At 67.1% G+C, this 21,629-nt stretch carries 18 protein-coding genes; 12 read left to right on the forward strand and 6 right to left on the reverse strand.

Annotated features, from left to right (window positions below; all coding sequences use genetic code 11):
* Nucleotides 1-164: 164 nt before the first annotated feature.
* Nucleotides 165-1,592 (forward strand): FAD-binding oxidoreductase, encoded by a 1,428-nt coding sequence (locus ACOQFL_RS00175; protein WP_435542032.1) that lies wholly within the window; start codon nt 165-167, stop codon nt 1,590-1,592.
* A gap of 525 nt (nt 1,593-2,117) precedes the next feature.
* Here the strand turns inward: ACOQFL_RS00175 and asnB are convergent.
* Nucleotides 2,118-4,046 carry an asparagine synthase (glutamine-hydrolyzing) gene (gene asnB, locus ACOQFL_RS00180; protein ID WP_435542033.1) on the reverse strand — a complete coding sequence of 643 codons (1,929 nt, stop codon included), beginning with the start codon at nt 4,044-4,046 and terminating at the stop codon, nt 2,118-2,120.
* A gap of 364 nt (nt 4,047-4,410) precedes the next feature.
* Here asnB and ctaC point away from each other — a divergent pair, with 364 nt between their 5' ends.
* The 3 genes from ctaC (at nt 4,411) to ACOQFL_RS00195 (ending at nt 6,175) form a co-directional block, all read left to right on the forward strand.
* Entirely contained in the window at nt 4,411-5,355 is a 945-nt protein-coding gene (gene ctaC, locus ACOQFL_RS00185) for an aa3-type cytochrome oxidase subunit II (RefSeq protein WP_435542034.1), read from the forward strand.
* A 69-nt stretch (nt 5,356-5,424) separates the two neighbouring features.
* Nucleotides 5,425-5,823 (forward strand): cytochrome c oxidase subunit 4, encoded by a 399-nt coding sequence (locus tag ACOQFL_RS00190; RefSeq protein ID WP_092628695.1) that lies wholly within the window; start codon nt 5,425-5,427, stop codon nt 5,821-5,823.
* A 70-nt stretch (nt 5,824-5,893) separates the two neighbouring features.
* Nucleotides 5,894-6,175: an Lrp/AsnC family transcriptional regulator gene (locus ACOQFL_RS00195; RefSeq protein ID WP_092927044.1), complete on the forward strand. Its 282-nt coding sequence runs from the start codon at nt 5,894-5,896 to the stop codon at nt 6,173-6,175.
* A gap of 358 nt (nt 6,176-6,533) precedes the next feature.
* Here ACOQFL_RS00195 and trpD read toward each other — a convergent pair whose 3' ends face one another.
* The 3 genes from trpD to ACOQFL_RS00210 all read right to left on the reverse strand — a co-directional run bounded on the left by trpD (nt 6,534) and on the right by ACOQFL_RS00210 (nt 8,592).
* A complete protein-coding gene (gene trpD, locus ACOQFL_RS00200) occupies nt 6,534-7,586 on the reverse strand; it encodes an anthranilate phosphoribosyltransferase (protein WP_435542035.1) in 1,053 nt (350 codons plus the stop codon).
* A gap of 22 nt (nt 7,587-7,608) precedes the next feature.
* Nucleotides 7,609-8,019: a hypothetical protein gene (locus ACOQFL_RS00205; RefSeq protein WP_435542036.1), complete on the reverse strand. Its 411-nt coding sequence runs from the start codon at nt 8,017-8,019 to the stop codon at nt 7,609-7,611.
* Between the two features lie 108 nt (nt 8,020-8,127).
* Nucleotides 8,128-8,592: a hypothetical protein gene (locus ACOQFL_RS00210; RefSeq protein WP_435542037.1), complete on the reverse strand. Its 465-nt coding sequence runs from the start codon at nt 8,590-8,592 to the stop codon at nt 8,128-8,130.
* An 85-nt stretch (nt 8,593-8,677) separates the two neighbouring features.
* Between ACOQFL_RS00210 and ctaE the strand changes: the two genes are divergently transcribed.
* The 5 genes from ctaE to ACOQFL_RS00235 all read left to right on the forward strand — a co-directional run bounded on the left by ctaE (nt 8,678) and on the right by ACOQFL_RS00235 (nt 13,653).
* A complete protein-coding gene (ctaE, locus tag ACOQFL_RS00215; RefSeq protein WP_092628688.1) occupies nt 8,678-9,289 on the forward strand; it encodes an aa3-type cytochrome oxidase subunit III in 612 nt (203 codons plus the stop codon).
* 116 nt (nt 9,290-9,405) lie between these two features.
* Nucleotides 9,406-10,212, forward strand: coding sequence for a cytochrome bc1 complex diheme cytochrome c subunit (gene qcrC / locus ACOQFL_RS00220; protein WP_435542038.1), 807 nt, complete (start codon nt 9,406-9,408; stop codon nt 10,210-10,212).
* An 11-nt stretch (nt 10,213-10,223) separates the two neighbouring features.
* On the forward strand, nt 10,224-11,408 hold the full coding sequence (gene qcrA / locus ACOQFL_RS00225) for a cytochrome bc1 complex Rieske iron-sulfur subunit (RefSeq protein ID WP_435542444.1): 1,185 nt from the start codon (nt 10,224-10,226) through the stop codon (nt 11,406-11,408).
* Nucleotides 11,405-13,090, forward strand: coding sequence for a cytochrome bc1 complex cytochrome b subunit (gene qcrB / locus ACOQFL_RS00230; RefSeq protein WP_435542039.1), 1,686 nt, complete (start codon nt 11,405-11,407; stop codon nt 13,088-13,090). Before qcrA ends, qcrB begins: the two co-directional genes overlap by 4 nt.
* 140 nt (nt 13,091-13,230) lie before the next feature.
* Entirely contained in the window at nt 13,231-13,653 is a 423-nt protein-coding gene (locus tag ACOQFL_RS00235) for a PPOX class F420-dependent oxidoreductase (protein ID WP_435542040.1), read from the forward strand.
* A gap of 16 nt (nt 13,654-13,669) precedes the next feature.
* Here ACOQFL_RS00235 and ACOQFL_RS00240 read toward each other — a convergent pair whose 3' ends face one another.
* Nucleotides 13,670-15,385 (reverse strand): DEDD exonuclease domain-containing protein, encoded by a 1,716-nt coding sequence (locus ACOQFL_RS00240; RefSeq protein WP_435542041.1) that lies wholly within the window; start codon nt 15,383-15,385, stop codon nt 13,670-13,672.
* A gap of 269 nt (nt 15,386-15,654) precedes the next feature.
* Between ACOQFL_RS00240 and ACOQFL_RS00245 the strand changes: the two genes are divergently transcribed.
* Nucleotides 15,655-17,049 carry an NYN domain-containing protein gene (locus ACOQFL_RS00245; protein ID WP_435542042.1) on the forward strand — a complete coding sequence of 465 codons (1,395 nt, stop codon included), beginning with the start codon at nt 15,655-15,657 and terminating at the stop codon, nt 17,047-17,049.
* Nucleotides 17,050-17,477: 428 nt separating this feature from the next.
* Nucleotides 17,478-18,545 (forward strand): C40 family peptidase, encoded by a 1,068-nt coding sequence (locus ACOQFL_RS00250; RefSeq protein ID WP_435542043.1) that lies wholly within the window; start codon nt 17,478-17,480, stop codon nt 18,543-18,545.
* Between the two features lie 212 nt (nt 18,546-18,757).
* Here the strand turns inward: ACOQFL_RS00250 and ACOQFL_RS00255 are convergent, their stop codons facing one another.
* Nucleotides 18,758-20,572: an AMP-dependent synthetase/ligase gene (locus tag ACOQFL_RS00255; protein WP_435542044.1), complete on the reverse strand. Its 1,815-nt coding sequence runs from the start codon at nt 20,570-20,572 to the stop codon at nt 18,758-18,760.
* 236 nt (nt 20,573-20,808) lie between these two features.
* Between ACOQFL_RS00255 and ACOQFL_RS00260 the strand changes: the two genes are divergently transcribed.
* A complete protein-coding gene (locus ACOQFL_RS00260) occupies nt 20,809-21,597 on the forward strand; it encodes a metallophosphoesterase family protein (RefSeq protein ID WP_435542045.1) in 789 nt (262 codons plus the stop codon).
* The last annotated feature ends 32 nt before the right edge of the window (nt 21,598-21,629 follow it).

Raw genomic sequence — 21,629 nt, forward strand, 5'->3', positions numbered from 1 at the left:
GGGTGCCGCCTCGGCGGCGGTCGAATTCCGATTTCCTGCCGGGTGCTATGGACTTCGTGCTCTGTGTTCCCCCGCCCGTTCCCCCTAACGTGCGTGCAACGGGCGGCGCGGTGCGGCCCGCCCACGTCCCAGATGTTGCTACTCGGGATCCGAGGTGACCGGACATGACCGTGCAGGATGTGGACCCGGCAACTGTCGATCAACTCCGCGGCGATTTCCACGGTGCGATTCACACACCGCGCGACGCGGATTACGAGAGGCAGCGCGAGATCTTCAACGCGATGATCGAATCGCGGCCCGCGGCGATCGCGGACTGCGCCGACGTGGACGACATTCGTCGGGCCCTGGACTTCGCGAGGGACCAAGGCCTCGAAGTCGCGGTACGCGGCGGCGGGCACAGCGTTGCCGGTGCCGGTCTCGTCGACGGTGGACTGGTCATCGACATGCGGCGCTTCAACCGGGTGACGGTGGAGCCGCAAACCCGGTTGGCCACCGCGGGGGGCGGCACCCGGTGGGGAGAGTTCGACGGGGCGGGACGCCCCTACAAGCTCGCCACCACCGGTGGGCGGGTCTCCACGACCGGAGTGGCCGGACTGACCCTCGGTGGCGGTTCCGGCTGGTTGGAACGGAAGTGGGGACTGGCCTGCGACAGCCTGGTGTCGATCGATCTCGTCACCGCTTCGGGTGGCCGAGTGACAGCCGACGCGGAACGGAATCCGGAACTGTTCTGGGCACTGCACGGTGGCGGAGGCAATTTCGGGATCGCCACATCGTTGACATTCCGGCTGCACGAGCTTCCGGAATTCTCGATGGCGTTGTTGCTCTGGCCCGCGGCACGAGGACGTGCCGTGGCGGGCGAGTATCGCGACTTCATAGCGGGGGCACCGGACGAGATCAGTGGCGGTCTGATGTACCTGACCGGGCCGCCGGAGGATTTCGTGCCTGCCGAACTCGTCGACAAGCTGTGCTGTGCCGTCCTGGTCACCTTCATGGGCAACGAGTCGGAGCTGCGCGAGCTGATCCGACCGTTGCTCGGGCTGCGCCCCGCCGGGCAGCTGATCACCGACATCGACTACGCCGACATGCAGTCACTGCTGGACGATCCCCCCGGATATCGCAACTACTGGTCGGCCGAACACATGGCCGAACTGCCGGACGAGGCGTTGGACCGGTTCTGCGCCCGGGCGTACGACATGCCGGTTCCTTCCCCCGCGCAGCACGCGCTGTTGCCGTGGGGCGGAGCGGTCTCGGCCAACGGGGTGGGCGCCGCGATGTCCGACCGTGCGGTCCCGTGGGTGGTTCACCCGCTCGGGCTGTGGTCGGATCCCGCCACCGATGAGAGCGCCATTCGCTGGGTCCGCGAACTGCGTGCGGACATGCGGCCGTGGACGACCGGAGCCGTCTACCTCAATTTCATCGGTGACGAGGGGCACGACCGGGTGGTGGCCGGTTACGGCGACGACAATTATCGACGACTCGCACGGGTCAAGGCGGAGTACGACCCGGACAACGTCTTCAACCGGTGGCACGACATCGTTCCTACGACCACGCCGGGGCGCAGCGCCGCGACGCCGACCCCCACCGGTACCTGAACTCGGCCCCTCGACCCTTGTAGGCGTCAATTTCCCACGAAATTGACGCCCCGGTGCGGCTGTGTGGTCCGCGGGCGTCAATTTCCCACGAAATCGCCGCGCCAACAGCGCCGAGGAGCAGCCGAACTCCGACCACCTTCGTAGGCCGAGCTCCGACCACTCCCGCAGTCGGCACCGCCGCGGGTTCTCCCGTGCGGCTCTCGCGAGGAAGGCCCGACGTTGTGTAGTAACTACCCGATGTCGGGCCTACCCGTAGCGAGAGCCCGCGAGAGGTTCCGCCGAGCGACCAGCTGTGCCAGCTTCTCCCGAAAGAGTGGTCCGGCAGGACGCGACGCCCGCGACGCGCGGCCGCGGTCGCCAACACGCGTCTTCAGCAGCGCGCGTGTCCCCGGTGCGTGAGTCGGATGCATTGCGAGGCCGGGCCGCTCGCCGCGTAGGTCGCTACTCAAGAGCCGGCCCAACGCGGCAAGGCGCCGACTCACGTGCCGGCTACCCGACCACGCACTCGGGTTGCACTGTGAAATTTCAAAGCTTCACGGGGTAGTGCGGTTCGGGCACCTCGGGCGTAAGCCGGTTCTCCACGAAAATCCCGTGCCAGATCATGAACACCAGCAATGCCCACAGCCTGCGACTGTGGTCCAGCACTCCGGAACGGTGTTCCTCCAGCAGCTGCAGCACCGCCGGTTTGTTCAACAGGGCGTCGGTCTGGGACTCCTTGATGATGTCGCGTGCCCAGTCGTGCATCTCGTCCCGCAACCAGTGCCGGATCGGGACGGGGAAGCCGAGCTTGCGCCGGTTGAGCACGTGGCCCGGCACCACCTTGGCAAGCGCACGGCGCAGCGCGTACTTGGTGGTGTCCTTGGTGATCTTCTGTTCCAGCGGGATCGTGCTCGCCGTGCGGAACACCTCGTTGTCGAGGAACGGAACCCGCAGTTCCAGGGAGTTGGCCATGGTCACCTTGTCGGCCTTGACGAGGATGTCCCCCCGCAGCCAGGTGAACAGGTCCACGTGCTGCATCCGGGTCACCGGGTCCCAGCCCTGCGAGGTCCGGTAGGCCGCCGCCGTCACGTCGGTGTGCGAAACGTGCGGGTCGTAGTCCGGCAGCAGGTTCCGCAGCTCGTCGTCGCGGAAGATCCGCGCGTTGCCGTAGTAGCGTTCCTCCAGCGGCAGCGCGCCCCGTCGGAGCAGGTCCTTGCCGCGAACCCCTTCCGGAATCGCGGTCGAGACCCGCCCCATCACCTTGCGCACGGATCCGGGGACCCGTTCGAACGGCGCCAACGAGAGCGGTTCCCGGTAGATCGAGTACCCGCCGAACAGTTCGTCGGCGCCCTCGCCGGAGAGCACGACCTTGACGTGCTTGCGTGCCTCCCTGGCGATGAACCACAGCGGCACCAGTGCGGGGTCGGCCACCGGATCGTCCAGGTACCAGATGATCAACGGCAGCGTCCGCATCATCTCCTCGGCGGAGACCGTCCGGACGACGTGCTTCACCCCGATGGCCGCCGCCGATTCCGCGGCCACGTCGACTTCCGAGTAGCCCTGCCGCTCGAACCCGGTGGTGAACGTGATCAGGTCCGGGTTGTGCTCCTTGGCCAGCGCTGCGATCGCCGTCGAGTCGATCCCGCCGGAGAGGAAGGCGCCGACGGTGACGTCGGCACGCATGTGCTTGGCCACCGAGTCGCGCATCACGTCGACGATCTCGTTGTGCAGCCGGTTGGCCTCGCCGTCGTTGTGAATCTCACGCGAGGTGAAGTTGGGGGAAAAGTACCGCTCGGTCACCAGTTGCCCGCCCGGGGCCACGGTGAACGAGGTGCCCGACTCGATCCGCCTGATCGAACGGTGCAGCGACTCCGGCTCCGGCACGTACTGCAGCAGCAGGTAGTGCTGCAACGAACGCCGGTCGACGTCCTCGTTGATGCCTAGCGTCGCCGCGAGGTGCAGCAGGCTCTTCTTCTCGCTGGCGAAGCCGACCCCGTTGGGGCCGGTCGCGTAGTACATCGGCTTGATCCCGAAGGGATCCCTGGCGCCGAACACGACGTGCCGATCGTTGTCCCAGATCAGGAACGCGAACATCCCGCGCAGCCGAGCCACCATCGAAGTCCCGAGGTAGTGGTAGGCGACGATGATCGTCTCGCTGTCCCCGTCGGTGTTGAACGCGGCGCCGTACTGCTCGGTCAGCTCGGCCCGCAGTTCCAGGTAGTTGTAGATCTCACCGTTGAACAGGATCGTGTACCTGCCCGGTGAATCCGGCGGCCCCCAGCTCAGCGGCTGGTGCGAATGCTCGACGTCGATGACCGACAGGCGGTTGAAACCGAAGACGACCTCGCCGCCCTGCCACGTGTCACTCTCGTCCGGTCCTCGGTGCCGCTGACACGGCAGCGCGTTGGCCACCGCGTTCGTTGCGTTGCTTGCGTTCTCTTCGGTGGGACAAACCAGTCCAAGCAGGCCGCACACGCGTCTCGCGCACCTCTCGTGTCGCGGGTTGTCGGATTTCGCTCAAGCCCAATAGGGGTGATCCGGTTCTACAGTATGCCGTGCTCCTGTGGGGGAACCGAACGCACGGGTTCATTGTGCCGGTGTTCCGGTCGAGGGCGCCCGGTACTCGCCGCGCGTCGCGCGACCGGAGAACCGAGTGGTGATCTTCGGTCACGGGCACGACCATGATTCGGGCGGTGGCGCGACCCCGGAGCAGTATCGCGGCTACTACTGGGCTAGGGTCGCTACAGTATTCCGGCGGCCGATCTTCCGTCCCGAACGCGGGCGGGGGAGCAACGCCAGCGCCGTGCCGGTGAGTTTCACATGGAGGAGGCGTCGCGCAGTGGCCCTGAAGGACGGGACCCGAGTGCCACGGCTGGCCAAGGTCGGTGGACTGGTCGGCTTGGTGTGTGTCGTGGCCACGGGCTGCTCCCCTGACCAGGTGCTGCGGTTCGGCTGGCCCACCGGCGTCACCAGTGACGCCGAGTCGATGCGCCAGCTCTGGACCTGGTCGGTGATCGCGGCTCTCGCGGTTGGTGTGCTCGTATGGGGACTGATCTTCTGGACGGTGGCCTTCCACCGCAAGAAGAGTGACGAGCTGCCTCGTCAGTTCCAGTACAACAACCCGCTCGAGATCATATACACGGTCATCCCCTTCGTGATGGTCGTCGTGCTGTTCTACTTCACCGCGACGACGCAGCAGAAGGTGCAGGCCGAGGAGGAGCCGGACGTCGCCGTCGACGTGATCTCGTTCCAGTGGAACTGGGAGTTCCGCTATCCCGGTTACACCACCCCGAACGGCGAAGCGGTCAACACCATCGGTACGACCAGTTGGACGCCGCTGCTGGTGCTGCCGACCGACTCCAACGTCGAGTATCGGCTCAGCTCCAAGGACGTCATCCACTCGTTCTTCGTCCCCAAGTTCCACTTCAAGCGGGACACCTTCCCGCATCCGGACAAGAACAACCAGGACAACGTCTTCCAGAACACGATCGACCGTGAGGGATCGTTCGTCGGACGCTGCGCGGAACTGTGCGGTACCTACCACTCGATGATGAACTTCGAGGTGCGTGCGCTCTCACCGGACAAGTTCGAGCGCTTCATGGACCTGCGTACGCAGGTGAACCCGAGCACGGGCCAGCCCTACACCACGGCCGAGGCGTTGACCGAGATGGACTGCGGTGAGCTCTGCAACCCGAACTCGGTGACGACCATCCCGTTCGATCCGGATCGGCAGAGCTCGACTCCGCAGCAGGGTGGTCAGGCCGTCGGCGCGGGTAATAACTGACGGTGTCGACGGGAAACCAGGTCACACGAGTGCGCCGGACGCGGCGCACGGGGTGAGAGTGAGGACTCCATGAGGGTCGAAGCCAAGATCTTCAACATCATTACCTTCTTCTTCTTCCTGTCGGCCCTGGTCTACGGGCTCTGGGCCAAGGAACCCGTGGGGACGGTGGCGCTGATCCTGGTCGGTGCGCTGTCACTGCTGATCGGCAGTTACTTCCAGTTCGTGGCTCGTCGTATCGAGTTGCGTCCGGAGGACCGTGAGGAGGCCGAGATCAGCGACGGTGCCGGTGACCTCGGATTCTTCAGCCCCGGCAGCTACTGGCCGTTCGGGTTGGCCGCCGCCTCGGCCCTGACCGGTGTGGCGCTGGCCTTCGGCCACGTCTGGATGATCGTGCTCAGCGCGGGGGCGGTACTGATCACCGTTTCCGGCCTGGTCTTCGAGTACCACACCGGCCCCAACCACGAGTGAGCCCGAGTGCGCTCCCTCGCGTCCGGCCGACGCGGGGGAGCCGAGCTGCCGCCGCAGGAGGTCCACAACCGTGATTACCGCGTTCGTGCTGATCCAAACCGCCGCTGATCGCCTGACGGAGGCCGCGCAGGAGATCGCCGACATCGACGGTGTCACCGAGGTCTACTCCTGCGCGGGTGACGTGGACCTGATCGCCGTGATCCGGGCGTCCGAGCACGAGCGGATCGCCGAGATCGTGCCGGGCGCGATAAACAAGGTCGACGGAGTGGTGGACACCGACACCCACATCGCGTTCCGCTCGTACTCGAAGCAGGACTCGGAGGACGCCTTTTCCATCGGCCTGGATTCCTGAAACCGGGTTCTTCCGCTCGGTTTGCCCGGAGGCACCTCCCGACGTCGGTCTCGGGCGCGGCGATTTCGCGAGAAATTGACACCGCCGCGAAGTCGGGTGGCGGAACCTCTCGCGGCTGTGCCGATCACGGGAGCGGTCGGAGTTCGGCGCTTCCGGTTGAAAGACGGGCCTGCTTCGGAAAACAGGCTGTGGCCGAGTCGGTGTTCTTCAGGCGGTTTCCCGACGAAAGTGGTGCGGGCACCGGTGAGCTCGGTTGATCGGAGTCGTGGTTCCGGGCTCACCGAGTAGCGATTCGCGGTAGGTGCCTCGGTCGTGGTTGGCCGGGCAGCTGAGCACCGGGGTCCGGACTCGTCCGTGCTCACCCGTGTTCCCGCAGTTTTCCGGAGAGTTCCGCCCAGGAGCCGAGTAGCCGGGCGGCCGCCCCCGAGTCAATGGCCTCGGCAGCGCGCTCGATGCCGTCGGCCAGCCGGCCGTTCAGTTCGGTGACGGCTCCCTCGTAGGCGGCGAGCGCACCCGCGGTGTTCAGCAGTACCGCGTCCCGCACCGGCCCCCGGACGCCGTTCAGCAGGTCACGGACCACTCCGGCATTCACCGTCGCGTCGCCGCCCTGCAGCTGTTCGGGCTCGGCCAGCGACAGCCCCAACGCGGTGGGGTCGATCCGTTCTTCCCGTACGGTGCCGTCGCCGATGACCCAAGCCGTGCTGGTCGTCGTCGTGGTGATCTCGTCCATCCCGTCGTCCCCGCGGACCAGCACCACCGAGTGGCCACGTCGGGCGAACACCTCGGCCATGACCGGTGCCAGTCTGCGGTCCGCGCACCCGATCAGACCGCTGGTGGGACGAGCCGGATTGGTCAGCGGGCCGAGCACGTTGAACGCGGTGGGAATGCCGATCTCCCGCCGGGGAGCGGCGGTGTGCTTGAAGGCGGGGTGGAACAGCCCCGCGAAGCAGAATCCGATCCCCAGTTCCGTCACACAGCGCTCGACGCCCTCGGGCGGCAGGTCGATCGTCACTCCGAGCTCTTCGAGTACGTCGGCGGTGCCGCACTTCGACGAGGCCGCGCGATTGCCGTGCTTGACCACCGCGCTGCCGCACGCGGCCAGCACGATCGAGGTCATCGTGGAGATGTTCACCGTACCGGCCCGATCGCCGCCGGTGCCCACCACGTCGACGGCGCGAGTGGAGATGTCGAGCTGCCGTGCGTGCGCGAGCATCGTGTCGGCCATTCCGATGATCTCGGAGGAGCTCTCCCCCTTGGCACGCAGCGCCACGGCGAACGCCGCGATCCTGGCTGGAGTGGCTTCGCCGGTCATGACCTGGTCCATGGCCCAGGAAGTCTCGGCGACCGAGAGGTCCTCGTGGGAGACGAGCCGGTTCAGCAGGTCGGGCCAGGTCGTTGTCGCTGTCTGCACGTGGGGTCCTCGAAAGTCCGTGTCAGCCGCCGGCGGTGGGCACGGCGTGGGCACGCAGCACCTCGGCCACCGACTCGGCCGCCGTCAGGGGGTCGAGTGGGTGGACCAGTACCGCGTCGGCCTGGGACCAGGTTGCCAGCCACCGGTCGTCCTTGCGTCGTACGGTTACCACGGTCGGCGGGCAGGAGGCGAGCTCGTTCTTCAGCTGCCGCGACACTCCCATTCCGCCGGTGGGCTGTGCCTCACCGTCGAGGATCAGGAGATCCGCGTTGCCCGCGTCCACCTCGCCGAGCACTTCGGCCACCGTCGATGCCTCAATGTAGTGCACGCTTCTGATGTCGGGGGAGGGGCGACGCCCGATGGCTGTGATGATCGCCTCACGGACTTCCTGGCGGTGGCTGAACACGAGGACGTTGCTCGTCGATGTGCTCATGGACACTCCTTGGCTGCCGGTGCGGCCCGCGCGGACGGGACGGTTCGTGTCGGGTGGTCACGAGTGTTCGTATCGTATCCGTAATGCCGCTCCGGAGGGTAATACACCTCACTCACGTGATCGATCACTCTCGTTCGGCGGCTGCAACGCCTGCCAACCGGCCAGGTGGCCGCCGTGCCGCTGTGCCAGCCCCACCATCCGGGAGGTCTCCCTGGCGCATGTCATCGCGTCTATCCGGCGAACACGCTGCGCGACAAGAATCAGGGAGTCCGAACCGGGCGCACTCCCCGAACCGGGCGGCGTCGTTTCGGTGCGCACCAGCCAACCCTCGGCCTCGAGGGGCTCGCGGAGTTCGGCCACGGCGGCGGACCCGATCGCGAGGCGGTACCGCAGCACAGCGGGAAATTCCGGAATCCACGCAGGTGAACGGGTCAGTACCGTGGAGGCCGACTCCGTCTCGTCGGTCGCTTCCACCACCACCGTCAGCTCCGGATCGTCCGGAGTGGGCCCTCTCGGTTCCCGCCTGCCGCGCCGGGTGCGGAACAGTCGGGACAGGCCACCGCGAATGCTCACGCGGGGTAACCTCCCGTCGATCTCGTAGTGGGCGAACGGGGCTGCGGCGGACCCGACCGGGCGTCCCGAAATCGTCCGCGACATAATGCGTCGCGTGACAACGGCAGCGCCCTCAATCAGTCAACGCGTGCACTCGCTGAACCGACCGAACATGGTCAGCGTGGGCACCATCGTTTGGTTGGCCAGCGAGCTGATGTTCTTCGCCGGGCTCTTCGCCATGTTCTTCACGGTGAAGGCCCAGAACGAGGGACCCTGGCCGCCGCCGCCCGCCGAACTCAACGTGGCCTACGCCCTGCCCTTCACTGTGATTCTGGTGGCCTCCTCGTTCACCTGCCAGTGGGGTGTGTTCGCGGCGGAGCGCGGTGACGTCTACGGCCTTCGCCGCTGGTACATGCTCACGCTCGCCATGGGCACCATCTTCGTGCTGGGCCAGGCGGGGGAGTACCACACGCTGATCACCGAGCACCACACCACGATGGCCAGCTCGGCGTTCGGCACGGTGTTCTACATGACCACGGGCTTCCACGGTCTGCACGTGATCGGCGGGCTGGTCGCCTTCGTGATCCTGATGATCCGCACCAGGATGAGCAAGTTCACACCGGCCCAGGCGGTGGCCTCGATCGTCGTGTCGTACTACTGGCACTTCGTCGACATCGTGTGGATCGGCCTGTTCATGGTCATCTATCTGGTGCCGTGACGCGGCGGCGAGGATGTCGCGACAGAGCCATGGGTAGGCAGTTAGGCGAGAAGTCAGAGCGTGATGTTGTTGCCGCTGAACCACCCCGAACATGACAGCAAGGGTTTTGCGCACTCATGACCACCAACAAGAAACGCAACCGCGCGGGTTCCAAGTTCCGGCGACGGCTTTCGGGTGTGCTGGCGCTCGGGATCGCCTTGGTGGCTGCGGGCGGCCTGTACAGCGTGCTGCTCCCCGAGCCGCAGACCGCCACCGCGGCCGAGGACCCGGCACTGATCAGGCAGGGTAAGGAGCTCTACAACAATGCCTGCATCACTTGCCACGGCGAGAACCTGCAGGGCGTTGAGGATCGGGGCCCCAGCCTGATCGGTGTCGGTGGTGCGGCGGTGCACTTCCAGGTCTCCAGCGGTCGGATGCCGCTGATGCGGCAGGAGGCACAGGCACAGCGCAAGCCTCCGAAGTACTCCGAGAAGGAGATCCAGGCACTGGCCGCGTACGCGCAGGCCGTCGGTGGTGGGCCCGAGCAGCCTGCTGAAACGGGCGAGCAGCTCCAGGGGGACGATCCCGCACGCGGTGCGGAGTTGTTCCGGCTGAACTGTGCCTCCTGTCACAACTTCACCGGACGCGGTATCGCGCTTTCCGCGGGCAAGTACGCCCCGAATCTGGATCCCGCGTCCGAGCAGCAGATCTACGAGGCGATGGAGACCGGACCGGAGAACATGCCCAAGTTCTCCGAGCGTCAGCTCACACCCGATGAGAAGAAGGACATCATCGCCTACGTGAAGTCGGTGACCGACGGCAACAACAATCCCGGCGGCAACGCGCTCGGCGGTTACGGACCCGGTCCGGAGACGGTCGTGGCCTGGGTCATCGGGCTGGGTAGTCTCGTCGGCCTCACGCTGTGGATCGGAGCCAGGGCATGAGTGAGCGGGATATGAACGAACACAGCAGCGGACAGCACGACGAGGAACACACCTCCGGCGAGCAGGCGAGCGGGAACGAGGGCGCCCACCCGACGGACGCCGAACTCGCCGAGATGAGCCGGGACGAGAAGGTCCGGCTCGGACTGGCCCAGGACGACGTCGAGCTCGTCGAGTACCCCGACCCGTGGCCGGTGAAGGGGACCCGAGCCGAGCGGCGCGCCGAGCGCGCGGTGGCGGCCTGGTTCTCCCTGGCCGGGCTGTCGGCACTGGCCTTCATCGGCGTGTTCGTCTTCTGGCCGTGGCGTTACGTCAATCCGCTCGTCGACGAGCGGGGACACTTCCTGTACTCGCTGTACAACCCGTTGATCGGTTTCTTCCTCGGGTTGTCGATCCTGGCGGTGGGTATCGGGGCCATCCTGTACTCCAAGAAGTTCATGCCGCACGAGACGGCGGTGCAGCAGCGACACGACGGGCACGGTTCCTCCGAACTGGACCGGCAGACCACCGTCGCGGAGCTCGCGGACGCGGGAGAGCGCAGCACCATCGCGCGTCGTTCCATGATCAAGCGGACCGCGGGTTTCGGCGCGGGGGCCTTCGGGCTGGGAACCGGGGTGCTCGTGCTCGGCGGCATGGTCAAGAACCCCTGGGCGGAGACCGGTGCGGACTCGCTGCAACACACCGGCTGGTTGCAGACCAACGGCGAGAAGGTCTACCTGCGGCGCAACACCGGCGATCCGCACGACATCTCGCTGGTGCGGCCGCAGGACCTCGCGCCGGGGGGCTTCGAGACGGTCTTCCCGTTCCGCGAGTCCGAACGGCACAACGAGGAAGCGTTGCTGCACGCGTTGCGTCGTTCCGACAATCCGACCATGCTGATCCGGTTGCGGCCGGGTGACTCGCCGGTGGAGCGCAAGGGCCAGGAGAACTTCAACTACGGCGACTACTACGCCTACTCGAAGATCTGTACCCACCTGGGCTGCCCCACCTCGCTGTACGAGGCGCAGACCGGCCGGTTGCTCTGCCCCTGCCACCAGTCGCAGTTCGACGTGGCCAACAGCTACGCCAAGCCCGTTTTCGGGCCGGCGACACGGGCGCTGCCGCAGCTGCCGATCACCGTGGACGAGGAAGGCTACTTCGTGGCGCGAAGCGACTTCATCGAGCCGATCGGCCCGGCTTACTGGGAGCGGAATTCATGAGTTCGATCACTACCCCGACCAAGTCGGAAGGTGCGTTGCAGCGTGCCGCGGGTCAGCAGGCCGACGAGGTCGACAAACGATTCCAGGCGGCGCCGGGCCTGCGTCGGCAGATCAACAAGGTGTTCCCGACGCACTGGTCGTTCCTGCTCGGCGAGGTGGCGCTCTACACCTTCATCCTGCTGCTGCTGACCGGGACCTACCTGGCGTTCTTCTTCGACCCCTCGATGGCCGAGGTGCAGTACCAGGGGGCCTACACCAACCTGCGCGGCATCGAGATGTCCCGCGCGTTCGCCAGCGCCCTGGACATCTCCTTCGAGGTGCGTGGCGGAATGTTCGCCAGGCAGGTGCACCACTGGGCCGCGCTGCTGTTCATGGCCTCGATCGTGGCCCACATGCTGCGGATCTTCTTCACCGGCGCTTTCCGGCGTCCCCGGGAGACCAACTGGATGATCGGCATCCTGCTGTTCATCCTCGGCATGTTCGAGGGCTTCACCGGTTACTCGCTGCCGGACGACCTGCTGTCCGGCACCGGTGTGCGGATCGCCTCGGGGATCACGATGTCCATCCCCGTGGTCGGTACCTGGATCCACTGGATCCTGTTCGGCGGGGAGTTCCCCGGTACCGAGCTGATCCCGCGCTTCTACATGATGCACATCTTCCTGCTGCCCGGGATCATCCTCGGACTGATCGCGGTGCACCTGGCGCTGGTCTGGTACCAGAAGCACACCCAGTTCCCCGGGGTGCGTCGCAAGGAGACCAACGTCGTCGGTGTGCGGATCCTGCCGGTGTTCGCGACCAAGGCGGGGAGCTTCTTCGCCGTGGTCACCGGGGTTACCGCCATCATGGGCGGCGTTTTCCAGATCAACCCGATCTGGCACCTGGGGCCGTACAACGCCTCACAGGTCTCGGCGGCTTCGCAGCCCGACTGGTACATGATCTGGACCGACGGTTCCAGCCGCCTCTGGCCCGCCTGGGAGGTCTACCTGTGGGGCGAGTACACGATCCCCGCGGTGTTCTTCCCGACGGTGCTGTTCATGGGGATGATATTCACCGTGGCGCTCGCCTACCCGCTGATCGAGCGCAAGCTCAGCGGGGACGAGGCGCACCACAACCTGTTGCAGCGTCCGCGGGACGTTCCGGTGCGTACCAGCCTGGGCATGATGGCGCTGACGTTCTTCTCGGTCCTGATGATCTCGGGTGCCAACGACATCATCGCGTTCATGTTCGACATCTCGTTGAACGCCATGACCTGGATCGGCAGGATCGGACTGTTGATCGCCCCGCCCATCGCCTACTTCATCACCTACCGCATCTGTATCGGGCTGCAGAAGTCCGACCGCCAGGTGCTGGAGCACGGCATCGAGACCGGCATCATCAAGCGGCTGCCGCACGGTGAGTTCGTCGAGGTGCACCAGCCGCTCGGGCCGGTGGACGACCACGGCCACCCCGAGGAGCTGGAGTACCAGGGTGCCCCGGTGCCGAAGAAGATGAACAAGCTCGGTGCCGCGGGCAGGCCCGTCGAGGGCGGTTGGCTCAAGCCGGATCCCTCGGTCGAGACCGCCGCGCTGGAGCACGCTCGGGCGGAGGAGCACGCGGTCACCTCGGAGGAGGAGTCCGTGGAGCCCGAGGAGTCCGAGCGGGGCGAGCTCGTCGGTGGCAAGGCTCGCGCACCGGAGGAGTGACCTCGCGGCGTTGAGTCCGTGAGTGTCCGTCCCGGGGGTGGTTCCCACACCCCCGGGACGTTTCTCGTTCGGCCTCGTCCGGTGCGGACCCGTTGCCGTGCGGCGTGCTCGAGTGGTACCGCGGCACTACTGTGGGAATCATGACGACGATCACTTCGGGCAGGGTCCGTTCCTTTCTCGACGAAGGGGGACGTACCGGCAAGGTCGGTTACCTGGGGGCCGACGGCAGACCGCTGGTGGCGCCGGTGTGGTTCGCCGTGGACGGCGAGGGGATCGTGTTCAACACCGCCGCCGACAGTGCCAAGGGGACGGCCATGGCGCGGGATCCGCGGCTGACGATGTGTGTCGACGAGCAGAGCGGCCGCACCTTCGTGCAGGTTCAGGGCATCGCCGAGACCACGGCGGAACACGGTGAGGTCCTCCGGGTCGCCACCGCTGTCGCCGCCCGCTACGTGGCCGAGGGCAAGGTGGACCGAGTGGCGGGCAAGATCGCCGGTCCCGGCCAGCTCGCGGTGTTCCTGCGTCCGACGCGAGTGGTCACCAGCGGTGATCTCTCCGATTAGGACGAATGGATTCGGCTCAGTCCGCCCCCTCGTAGGGGGTGCGTGCCGTCGTTGCCGCTTTCGCCCACTCGCGCCAGCTTCCCGCGGCACCGGCGGGTTCGGCCCAGGGGGCCTCGCAGCGCACCATGCGGGAGTCCTCGGCCGTGAGCCAGCGGTACACCGCCCCCAGCTCGTCCACCGGGGCGTCCCGCAGCGGGCCCGGCCCCGGCAACACGGTCTGGGCCGCGGCCTGGAGTCGGTCCACCACCGGCATCGGTGCGGTCCCGCGCGGAGCCGTTCCGGCCGAGGCCAGCCTGCCGTGCCGGATCACCGCGAACAGCCAGCCACCGGAGCCGTCCGGTCGCGCCGCCACTAGTTCCGGTATCGCCGCCAGCGCGGCCAGCCGCTGGCCGCGGTCCAGAGCCCGGACGAGCTCGACCAGCCTGTCCCGGTGCGTCGCCGCGTCCTCGAAGCGCCGTTCCTCGGCCAGTTCCTCGATCGTCCTCCGCAGCCGTCGCAACGCGGAGTCGCCGCTGCCCGACAGCACTTCCCGGACGGGCACCACGTGTGCTTCGTACTCGGCCACCCCTTCACGGCCGACGCACGGTGCCCCGCAGCGCCCCATCTCGTGGGCGGCGCAGGGGCGCTGCCGGGATCCCCCCGCCGGGATGCGATCGGTACAGCTTCGCAACGGGGTGGCGTCCTGCAGTGCCTCCACCGCGTTCTTGGCCGTGTTCCTGCTGCGGAACGGTCCCAGTGCGGCGGGCCTCGGTTTCCGGGTGATGGTCAGCCGAGGGAACACCTCATCGGTCAGCGAGACCCACCAGACCGCGCGTGGGAACTTGGACCGGCGGTTGTAGCGCGGCTGGTGCGCCTGCAGCAGCCGCAGCTCCCGAACCTCGGCCTCCAGCGCGTGCGTGCACTCCACGTGCTCGACCCGGTGTGCCAGCGCGACCATCTCGCGGATCCGGCCGCGTCGTTCTCCCGCGGTGAAATACTGACGCACCCGTCTGCGCAGATTCGTGGCGGTGCCGATGTAGAGCACTTCCTCGTTCGGACCGCGGAAGATGTAGACACCGGGCGTGTTCGGTAGTCCCTCGGCCAGCGTGCGGTTGCGCCGTTGCTGCGGGGTCACTTCCGGCAGGTAGTCGAGCAGGTCCTCGAGTGAGTACACGTGGTGTGTTCCGACCCGCTCCAGCAGGGCGTGCAACACGTCCACTGTGGCCCGCGCGTCGTCCAGGGCGCGGTGTCGCGGCGCGGTTCGCGCGCCGAGGACGTGGGCGAGCGTCGCGAGCTTGTGGTTCGGTGTCTCCTCGCGGGAGAGCACGCGACGGGATAATCGAACCGTGCACACCACCGGCGGTTTGGGCCAGCGCAGTTCCGCGCGTTCGCACGCGGCCCGGAGGAATCCGGTGTCGAAGCTCGCGTTGTGGGCCACCAGTGTGCTTCCCGCGCAGAATTCCAGCAGAGTGGGAAGTACCGAGGTGATGTCGGGCGCGTCGGCGACCATCGCATCGGTGATGCCGGTGATCGACACGATGCCAGGGGGGATAGGCCGTCCGGGGTTGACCAGGGTGGAGAATTCACCGACGGTTTCTCCGCCACGCACCTTGACCGCCGCGATCTCGGTGATCTCGTCCGAGGAACCGCGGCCGCCCGTTGTCTCCAGATCCAGCACGACGAAGCTGACGTCTTGCAGCGGCTGTCCCAGTTCGTCGAAGGACAGCTGCGGGTCCTGCGGCAACCGGCTCATCGACCACGACGGTATGCCCTTCCGTTCGGTAGCCGGTGGGCAGCCCGCTCCAGGGACTCGAGGGGCGGCGCGGTGGAGTGCTGCGGCCGTGTTCCGTCGTTCACCGTTCGGTGATCGGCCGTCGGGGGCGTACCGGGAACCTCGGAAGCAGCGGGAACCTCGGAAGCAGCGGGAACCTCGGAAGCAGCGGGAACCTCGGAAGCAGCGGGCCGCGACGCCGGAAACCGCCGGATGCGGGTAGCCGAATGGGCAGCACTTAGCCTGGAAGAGTGATACCGCCGACATCGGGCGACAACGTCGACCCCCAAGCAGCCAACGAGGGTCCCGAGACGGCGAGTGACCTCACCGCGAGTCACGAGGAACCGTCCGTCGACTGGGACGAGCTCCCCGGGCCGTTGCGGGGCCGGCTGGCCGAGCTGGCCGCTGCCGCCCTCGGAGGTATGCGTCCCGGTGACGTCCCGATGCGATTGCGGCCCGTCATGCGGTTCGCCGCCGCGAAGCGCGCCAAACTCGGCCAGTCGGACCTGTTGGTGGCGATGCGGGACTCCGCGGTGTTCCGCGCGGCGGTACTGGACTGGTGTCGTAGGAAACAGCCCGCGGCGCTGGAACAGCAGCAGGTGGACCCGCTGGGGGCGGCCACGGCGGCTGTGCTGCTCAACAGCGTCACCGCCGCCCACTACGTCGAGCTCATCGCTCACCGCGTGGAACAGGGGAAGCTGCGGGAGCAGCACGACGCCGCGGTGGCGCGCGCGGAGAAACTCGCGGCCGACAACGAGCGGTTGCGCGGTGAGCTCGAGGAGGCCAATCGGCTCGCGCGCTCGGCCGAACAGCACAACAGCTCCGATGCCGACCGGCTGCGTAACCGGCTGCGCCAACAGGGTGTTCGGCTGAAGGAACAGAAGGACGAGGTGGCGCGGCTCACCGCCGAACTGGAGCGGGTGGTCGAGGAGAAGGACCGCGAGCTGTCCGAGCTCGCCGCGGAGCGGGACCGGGACCGAGCCAGGGCGGCCGACGAGCGTGCCAGGGCCGAACGTTCCGACCGCGAAGCAGCCACCGCACAGCAGTCCGCCCGGGAGGCCAGGCGAGGGGACGAGGTCAGGTTGTCCTTGTTGTTGGACACGTTGGAGGGATCGATCGCCGGGCTGCGGCGTGAGCTGGGTTCCACCAGACGCGGGCAAGCCGGTGGCGGCCCCTTGCCCGCGGAAACCGTGGGTGGGGTGCGGGCCAACACCGCCGTCACGTCGGACGTGCCTGATGTCGCGGCGCTGGACAGGCTGCTGGCGCTGCCCGCCGTACATCTGGTCGTGGACGGTTACAACGTCACCAAGACCGGTTATCCGGACATCCCGCTGGCCGAGCAGCGTGACCGGCTGGCGCACCAGCTGGCCGTGCTGGCGGCCAGATCGGGCGCCGAGGTGACCGTCGTCTTCGACGGCGCCAACGTCGTCTCGGTCCCCAGGACGGGGCCGCGCGGGGTGCGGGTGCTGTTCAGCGAGCCCGACGTCCAGGCCGACGACGTGATTCGTGATCTGGTCGACGCCGAACCCACCGGGCGGCAGATCGTAGTGGCCACCTCCGATCGTGAAGTGGTCACCTCGGTGCGTAGGAGAGGGGCTTACGCGGTCGCGTCCGCCACGCTTCTGGAGCGTGTCAATCCACTCTGACGGCCCCTGATGGCTAGTCCTTTCACTGGGGGCGGTTGGCCGCCGTCCGAGCCGGCACCTCCGCTGTCAGCGGCGCGGCGATTTCGCGGGAAATTGACGCCGCCCGGCAGTTGAGTGGCGCAAAATCTCACTCGGTCAGATGAATTGATCACATTCTGTCGTATTACGCCCCCCGCTCTGGACTGTGCGGGCGACCTCTCGTAACCTAACCGAGACTTCGCGGCGATCAGTTGCCCAAACCGGGTGGCTCCGCGGAGTTGTCGCCTGATCGGCTCGTCGGGGGAGCCGGACCGGGAACCCTCCCGGACGCGCCGTCGGCTCGAACGGCCCGCACCGTGGTGGTGCGCTGGCACGTCGTTCTCACGTGCCCGCCGTCGCCGGTGGATTCCCGCGTTCGCCACGGAAGCGTTCTCCCGGAAGGCGACCGAGTGGACGAAGGAGCAATGCGCGACGTGGCCTCGCACGCACTCAAACGCTCGATGCGGGGAGCACTGACGGCCACGGCGGTTGCCACCGCCGTCACCGTGAGCTCCGCACCCGTCATGGCGGACCCCGAACTTCCCGACAACAGTTCCGAGGCGCTGCAGCAGCTGCAGGAGCTCTCCCACAAGGCCGAGAAGCTCACCGAGAAGTACAAACGGGCCAAGGACGACCACGAGGCTCGCCTCGCCGATCTGGAGAAGGCCGAGAAAAAGGCCGCCGAAGCGAAGAAGACCCTCCAGCAGGCCCACGCCAAGGAGGAGCAGTTCCGCGGCAAGGTGGACGAACTGACCAAGTCCGTCTACCAGGGCTCCAGGATGAACCAGATCTCGGCGTTGTTGTCGAGTGAGTCGCCGGACGCCTTCCTCGACCGGGCGTCCATCCTGGACGAACTGGCCCGCGACAAGCAGAACGCGGTCTCGGAACTCTCCGAGGCCACCCAGCAGGCCGAGGCCGCCAAGAAGCGTGCCCAGCAGGCCAAGGACGAAGCGGCCAAGGCCGAGGCCGATGCGAAGAAACTCCAGGACGAGATCGCCGAGAAGAAGGCGGCGATGGAGGATCGGATCGCCGAGGTCGAGGAGCAGCTCGAGGAACTGAGCGCCGAGGAGGAGCAAGCCTACCGAGGCGGTGGGCAGACGAACTACGAGTACGCGGGTGGTGCCGGTTCGGCTTCCGGCGCCGTGCAGGCGGCGCTGGGCAAGCAGGGGTCGCCCTATGTGTACGGGGCCGAGGGCCCCAGCCAGTTCGACTGCTCGGGCCTGATGTACTGGGCCTACGCTCAGGCAGGGGTGGATCTGCCGCGTTCCAGCAGCGCCCAGGCACAGGTGGGGCAGCCGATCTCCGCCTCACAGCTGCAGCCGGGCGATCTCATCTTCTACTACAGCCCGGTCAGCCACGTCTCCATGTACGTGGGCAACGGAAAGGCCGTGCACGCACCCACCAGTGGCCAGGTCGTCAAGGTGGTTCCCTACGACGACATCGCCCCGGTCAACCGGATGCGTCGCGTGGTGGGCTGATCCGAGGCGCGTTCACTCGGAAGCCGTCCTTTCGGTGACGGGCGAACCGGACGAGTGCGGACGAAGCGGGGCGGGGCACCGATGACGTGCCCCGCCCCGCTTTTCGTTCCTCACTGATGCTTCCTGTCGTGTTGTCGACAGGAAAGGGTTTCTTCGCTTCCGACCGTCGAAAGCCACCCCGCCAACGCGACCGCCCGAGCGGAAAACTCCGATCAGGAGTAGATGGCGGCTATCTCCGAGGCGTAGTTCTCGGCGACCTTGTTGCGCTTGACCTTCAGGCTCGGGGTCATCTCTCCCCGGTCCTCGGCGAAGTCCCTCGGCAGGATGCGGAACTGCTTGATCTGTTCCGCCTTGGAAACCGACTGGTTGGCCTCGTCGATCGCCCGCTGTACCTCGGCACGCATCTCGGGGTCCTCGGCGAGGTCGTTCGCCGGGGTGTCCGTGGGGCGTCCCCGTTCGGCGAGCCAGGAGGGCAGGAACTCCGGATCCAGCGTCACCAGCACACCGATGAACGGTTTCTGGTCGCCCACCACCATGCACTGACTGATCAGCGGGTGGGCGCGGATGTGGTCCTCCAGCACGGCGGGCGCCACGTTCTTGCCGCCCGCGGTGACGATGATCTCCTTCTTGCGGCCGGTGATCCGCAGGAAACCGTCCTCGTCCAGCGAACCGAGATCCCCGGTGTGGAACCAGCCGTCCTCGAGGGAGTTCTCGGTGGCTGCCTCGTTGTTCCAGTAGCGCCGGAAGACCACGTCACCCTTGACCAGAACCTCGCCGTCCTCGGCGATGCGGATCGTGGTCCCCGCGATGGGCTTGCCGACCGATCCGATCCGGTAGTCCTCCTCGACGTTGACCGCCGCCGCGGCGGTGGTCTCGGTCAGCCCGTACCCCTCCAGGATCGGAACTCCCACGCCGAAGTAGAAGTGGGTCAACCGTTCCCCGAGCGGGGCACCTCCCGAGACGGCGGCGACACAACGGCCGCCCAGTGAGGCACGCAGCTTGCTGTAGACCAGTTTGTCGAACACGAAGTGCTTGGCCCGCAGTGCCAACCCCGGGCCGCCCGTCGATTCGGCCTTGGCGCGACTGTAGGCCACCGCGGTGGCCTCCGCGGCGTCGAAGATCTTGCCCTTGCCGGCGCTGTGCGCCTTCTGCTTGGCAGTGTTGTAGACCTTCTCGAAGACCCGTGGCACCGCCAGCACGAAGGTCGGGCGGAACGAGCCCAGATCGTTGACCAGATCCTTCACGTCGCTGGTGTGCCCCAGGGTCAGCCGTGCGTAGACGCAGGAAACGGAGATCGCCCTGGCGAGCACGTGCGCCATCGGCAGGAACATCAGCATCGAGTTCCCGGGCCGCATCAGCTGCGGGAACGCGTCGAGATCCCCGCGAACCTCGGCGAGCATGTTGCGGTGCGTCAGCACGCAACCCTTCGGTCTGCCGGTCGTGCCCGAGGTGTAGATCAGGGTGGCGGTGTCCTCGGCGCCGACCGCGCGCCTGCGTTCGTGGACTCGTTCGTCCGCCAGCTCCGCGCCGGAGGAGGTGAGTTCCGCCACCGCCGTGGAGCGCTCCTCGTCGACCGGACCGTCGATCTGCCAGACGTGTTCCACAGTCGTGACGTTGCCGATGATCGTGTTCACCTCGGCGCGGTGCTCGGGCGTCTCCACGATCAGGGCGCGGGCCTCGGAATCGCCGAGGATCCACTCGATCTGGTCCGCCGAGGAGGTCTCGTAGATGGGCACGGTCACACAGCCGGCCGACCAGATCGCGAAGTCGAACAGGGTCCACTCGTACCGCGTTCGTGACATCAAGCCCACTCGGTCGCCCTGTCGCAGACCCGCCGCGATGAGCCCCTTGGAGACCGCGAGCACCTGCGCGGCGAACTCGGCCGTGGTCACATCCACCCAGGTGCCGTCCACCCTGCGACGGAAGCCGACCGCGTCGCCGAACCGCTCGGCGTTGGCCCACACCATGTCGGTGAGGTTCTCCTCGGCGGCCACCGTGACAGTGGCGGGGGCGCTGAACTCTCGCACGTTACATCCTCCGAAAGCACGCCAAATTGTGATGGACAACCTAACCCCGAGCGCTACTGGGCGGTAGCCCCCCGTGCCCACGGCATCGCGCCGCCGGGCCGGAATGTGTCGTATCCCGCATTGTTTCCGTAAGCTCCTCGCCCCGCGCGCCCGGTTCGTACCGGGTTGGTTCGTTCGAGGACACCTCGGGCGGTTAGGTTGGGCCGGGAGCGGACTCAGCGGCGAACGGAGACAACTTGCGGGTGCATGTGGTCTCGGATGTGCACGGAAACGTCGAGGACCTCAAACGGGCGGGTGAGGGAGCCGACGCGCTGATCGTACTCGGTGACCTGATCGACTTCGTGGACTATCTCGACCATGACAAGGGCATACTCGGTTCCGTGTTCGGGCGGGAGAAGGTCGGCCACTTCGCGTGGTTGCGTCGGAACAACCGGGGATCGGAGATCGGTGCTTATCTGCGCTCGCTGTGGGAGAGCCTTTCCGAGCCCGCCACCGTGGTGCGCCAGGCGGTCCGCGAGCAATACGCCGAGCTGTTCGCGGCGATGACGGCTCCCACCTACGCCACGGCGGGAAACGTGGACGACCCGACCCTGTGGCCGGAGTTCACCGGGGACGGCGTCCGGGCGTTCGACGGCGAGAGCGTCGAGATCGGCGGGTTGCGGTTCGGGTTCGCGGGTGGTGCTTTGTTGCCACCGGGCGGCACGCTGCGGCGTGATCTGCCGTGGGTGCCGAATCTGCGTACCGAGGCGGAGTTCGACGAGGTGCTGGACCGGTTGGGCCCGGTCGACGTGCTCTGTACCCACGTGCCGCCGCGGGTCCCCGAACTGGTTTACGACGTGGTGGCGCGCAGGCCGGAGCACGGATCCTCCGGCGCGTTGCGGCGAATCCGGCACGACCGTCCCCGCTGGTCGTTGTTCGGTCACGTGCACCAGCCGCTGGCCGCGCGTACACGTGTCGGCCCTACCGAGTGCGTCAACGTGGGGCACTTCAAGCAGCGGGGACAGCCTTATGTGCTGCGGTGGTGAACCTTTCACCTCTCCTGCCAGTGCCGGTGCCC

Source organism: Actinopolyspora sabaoui (genome assembly GCF_051225635.1).
Lineage (GTDB): Bacteria > Actinomycetota > Actinomycetes > Mycobacteriales > Pseudonocardiaceae > Actinopolyspora.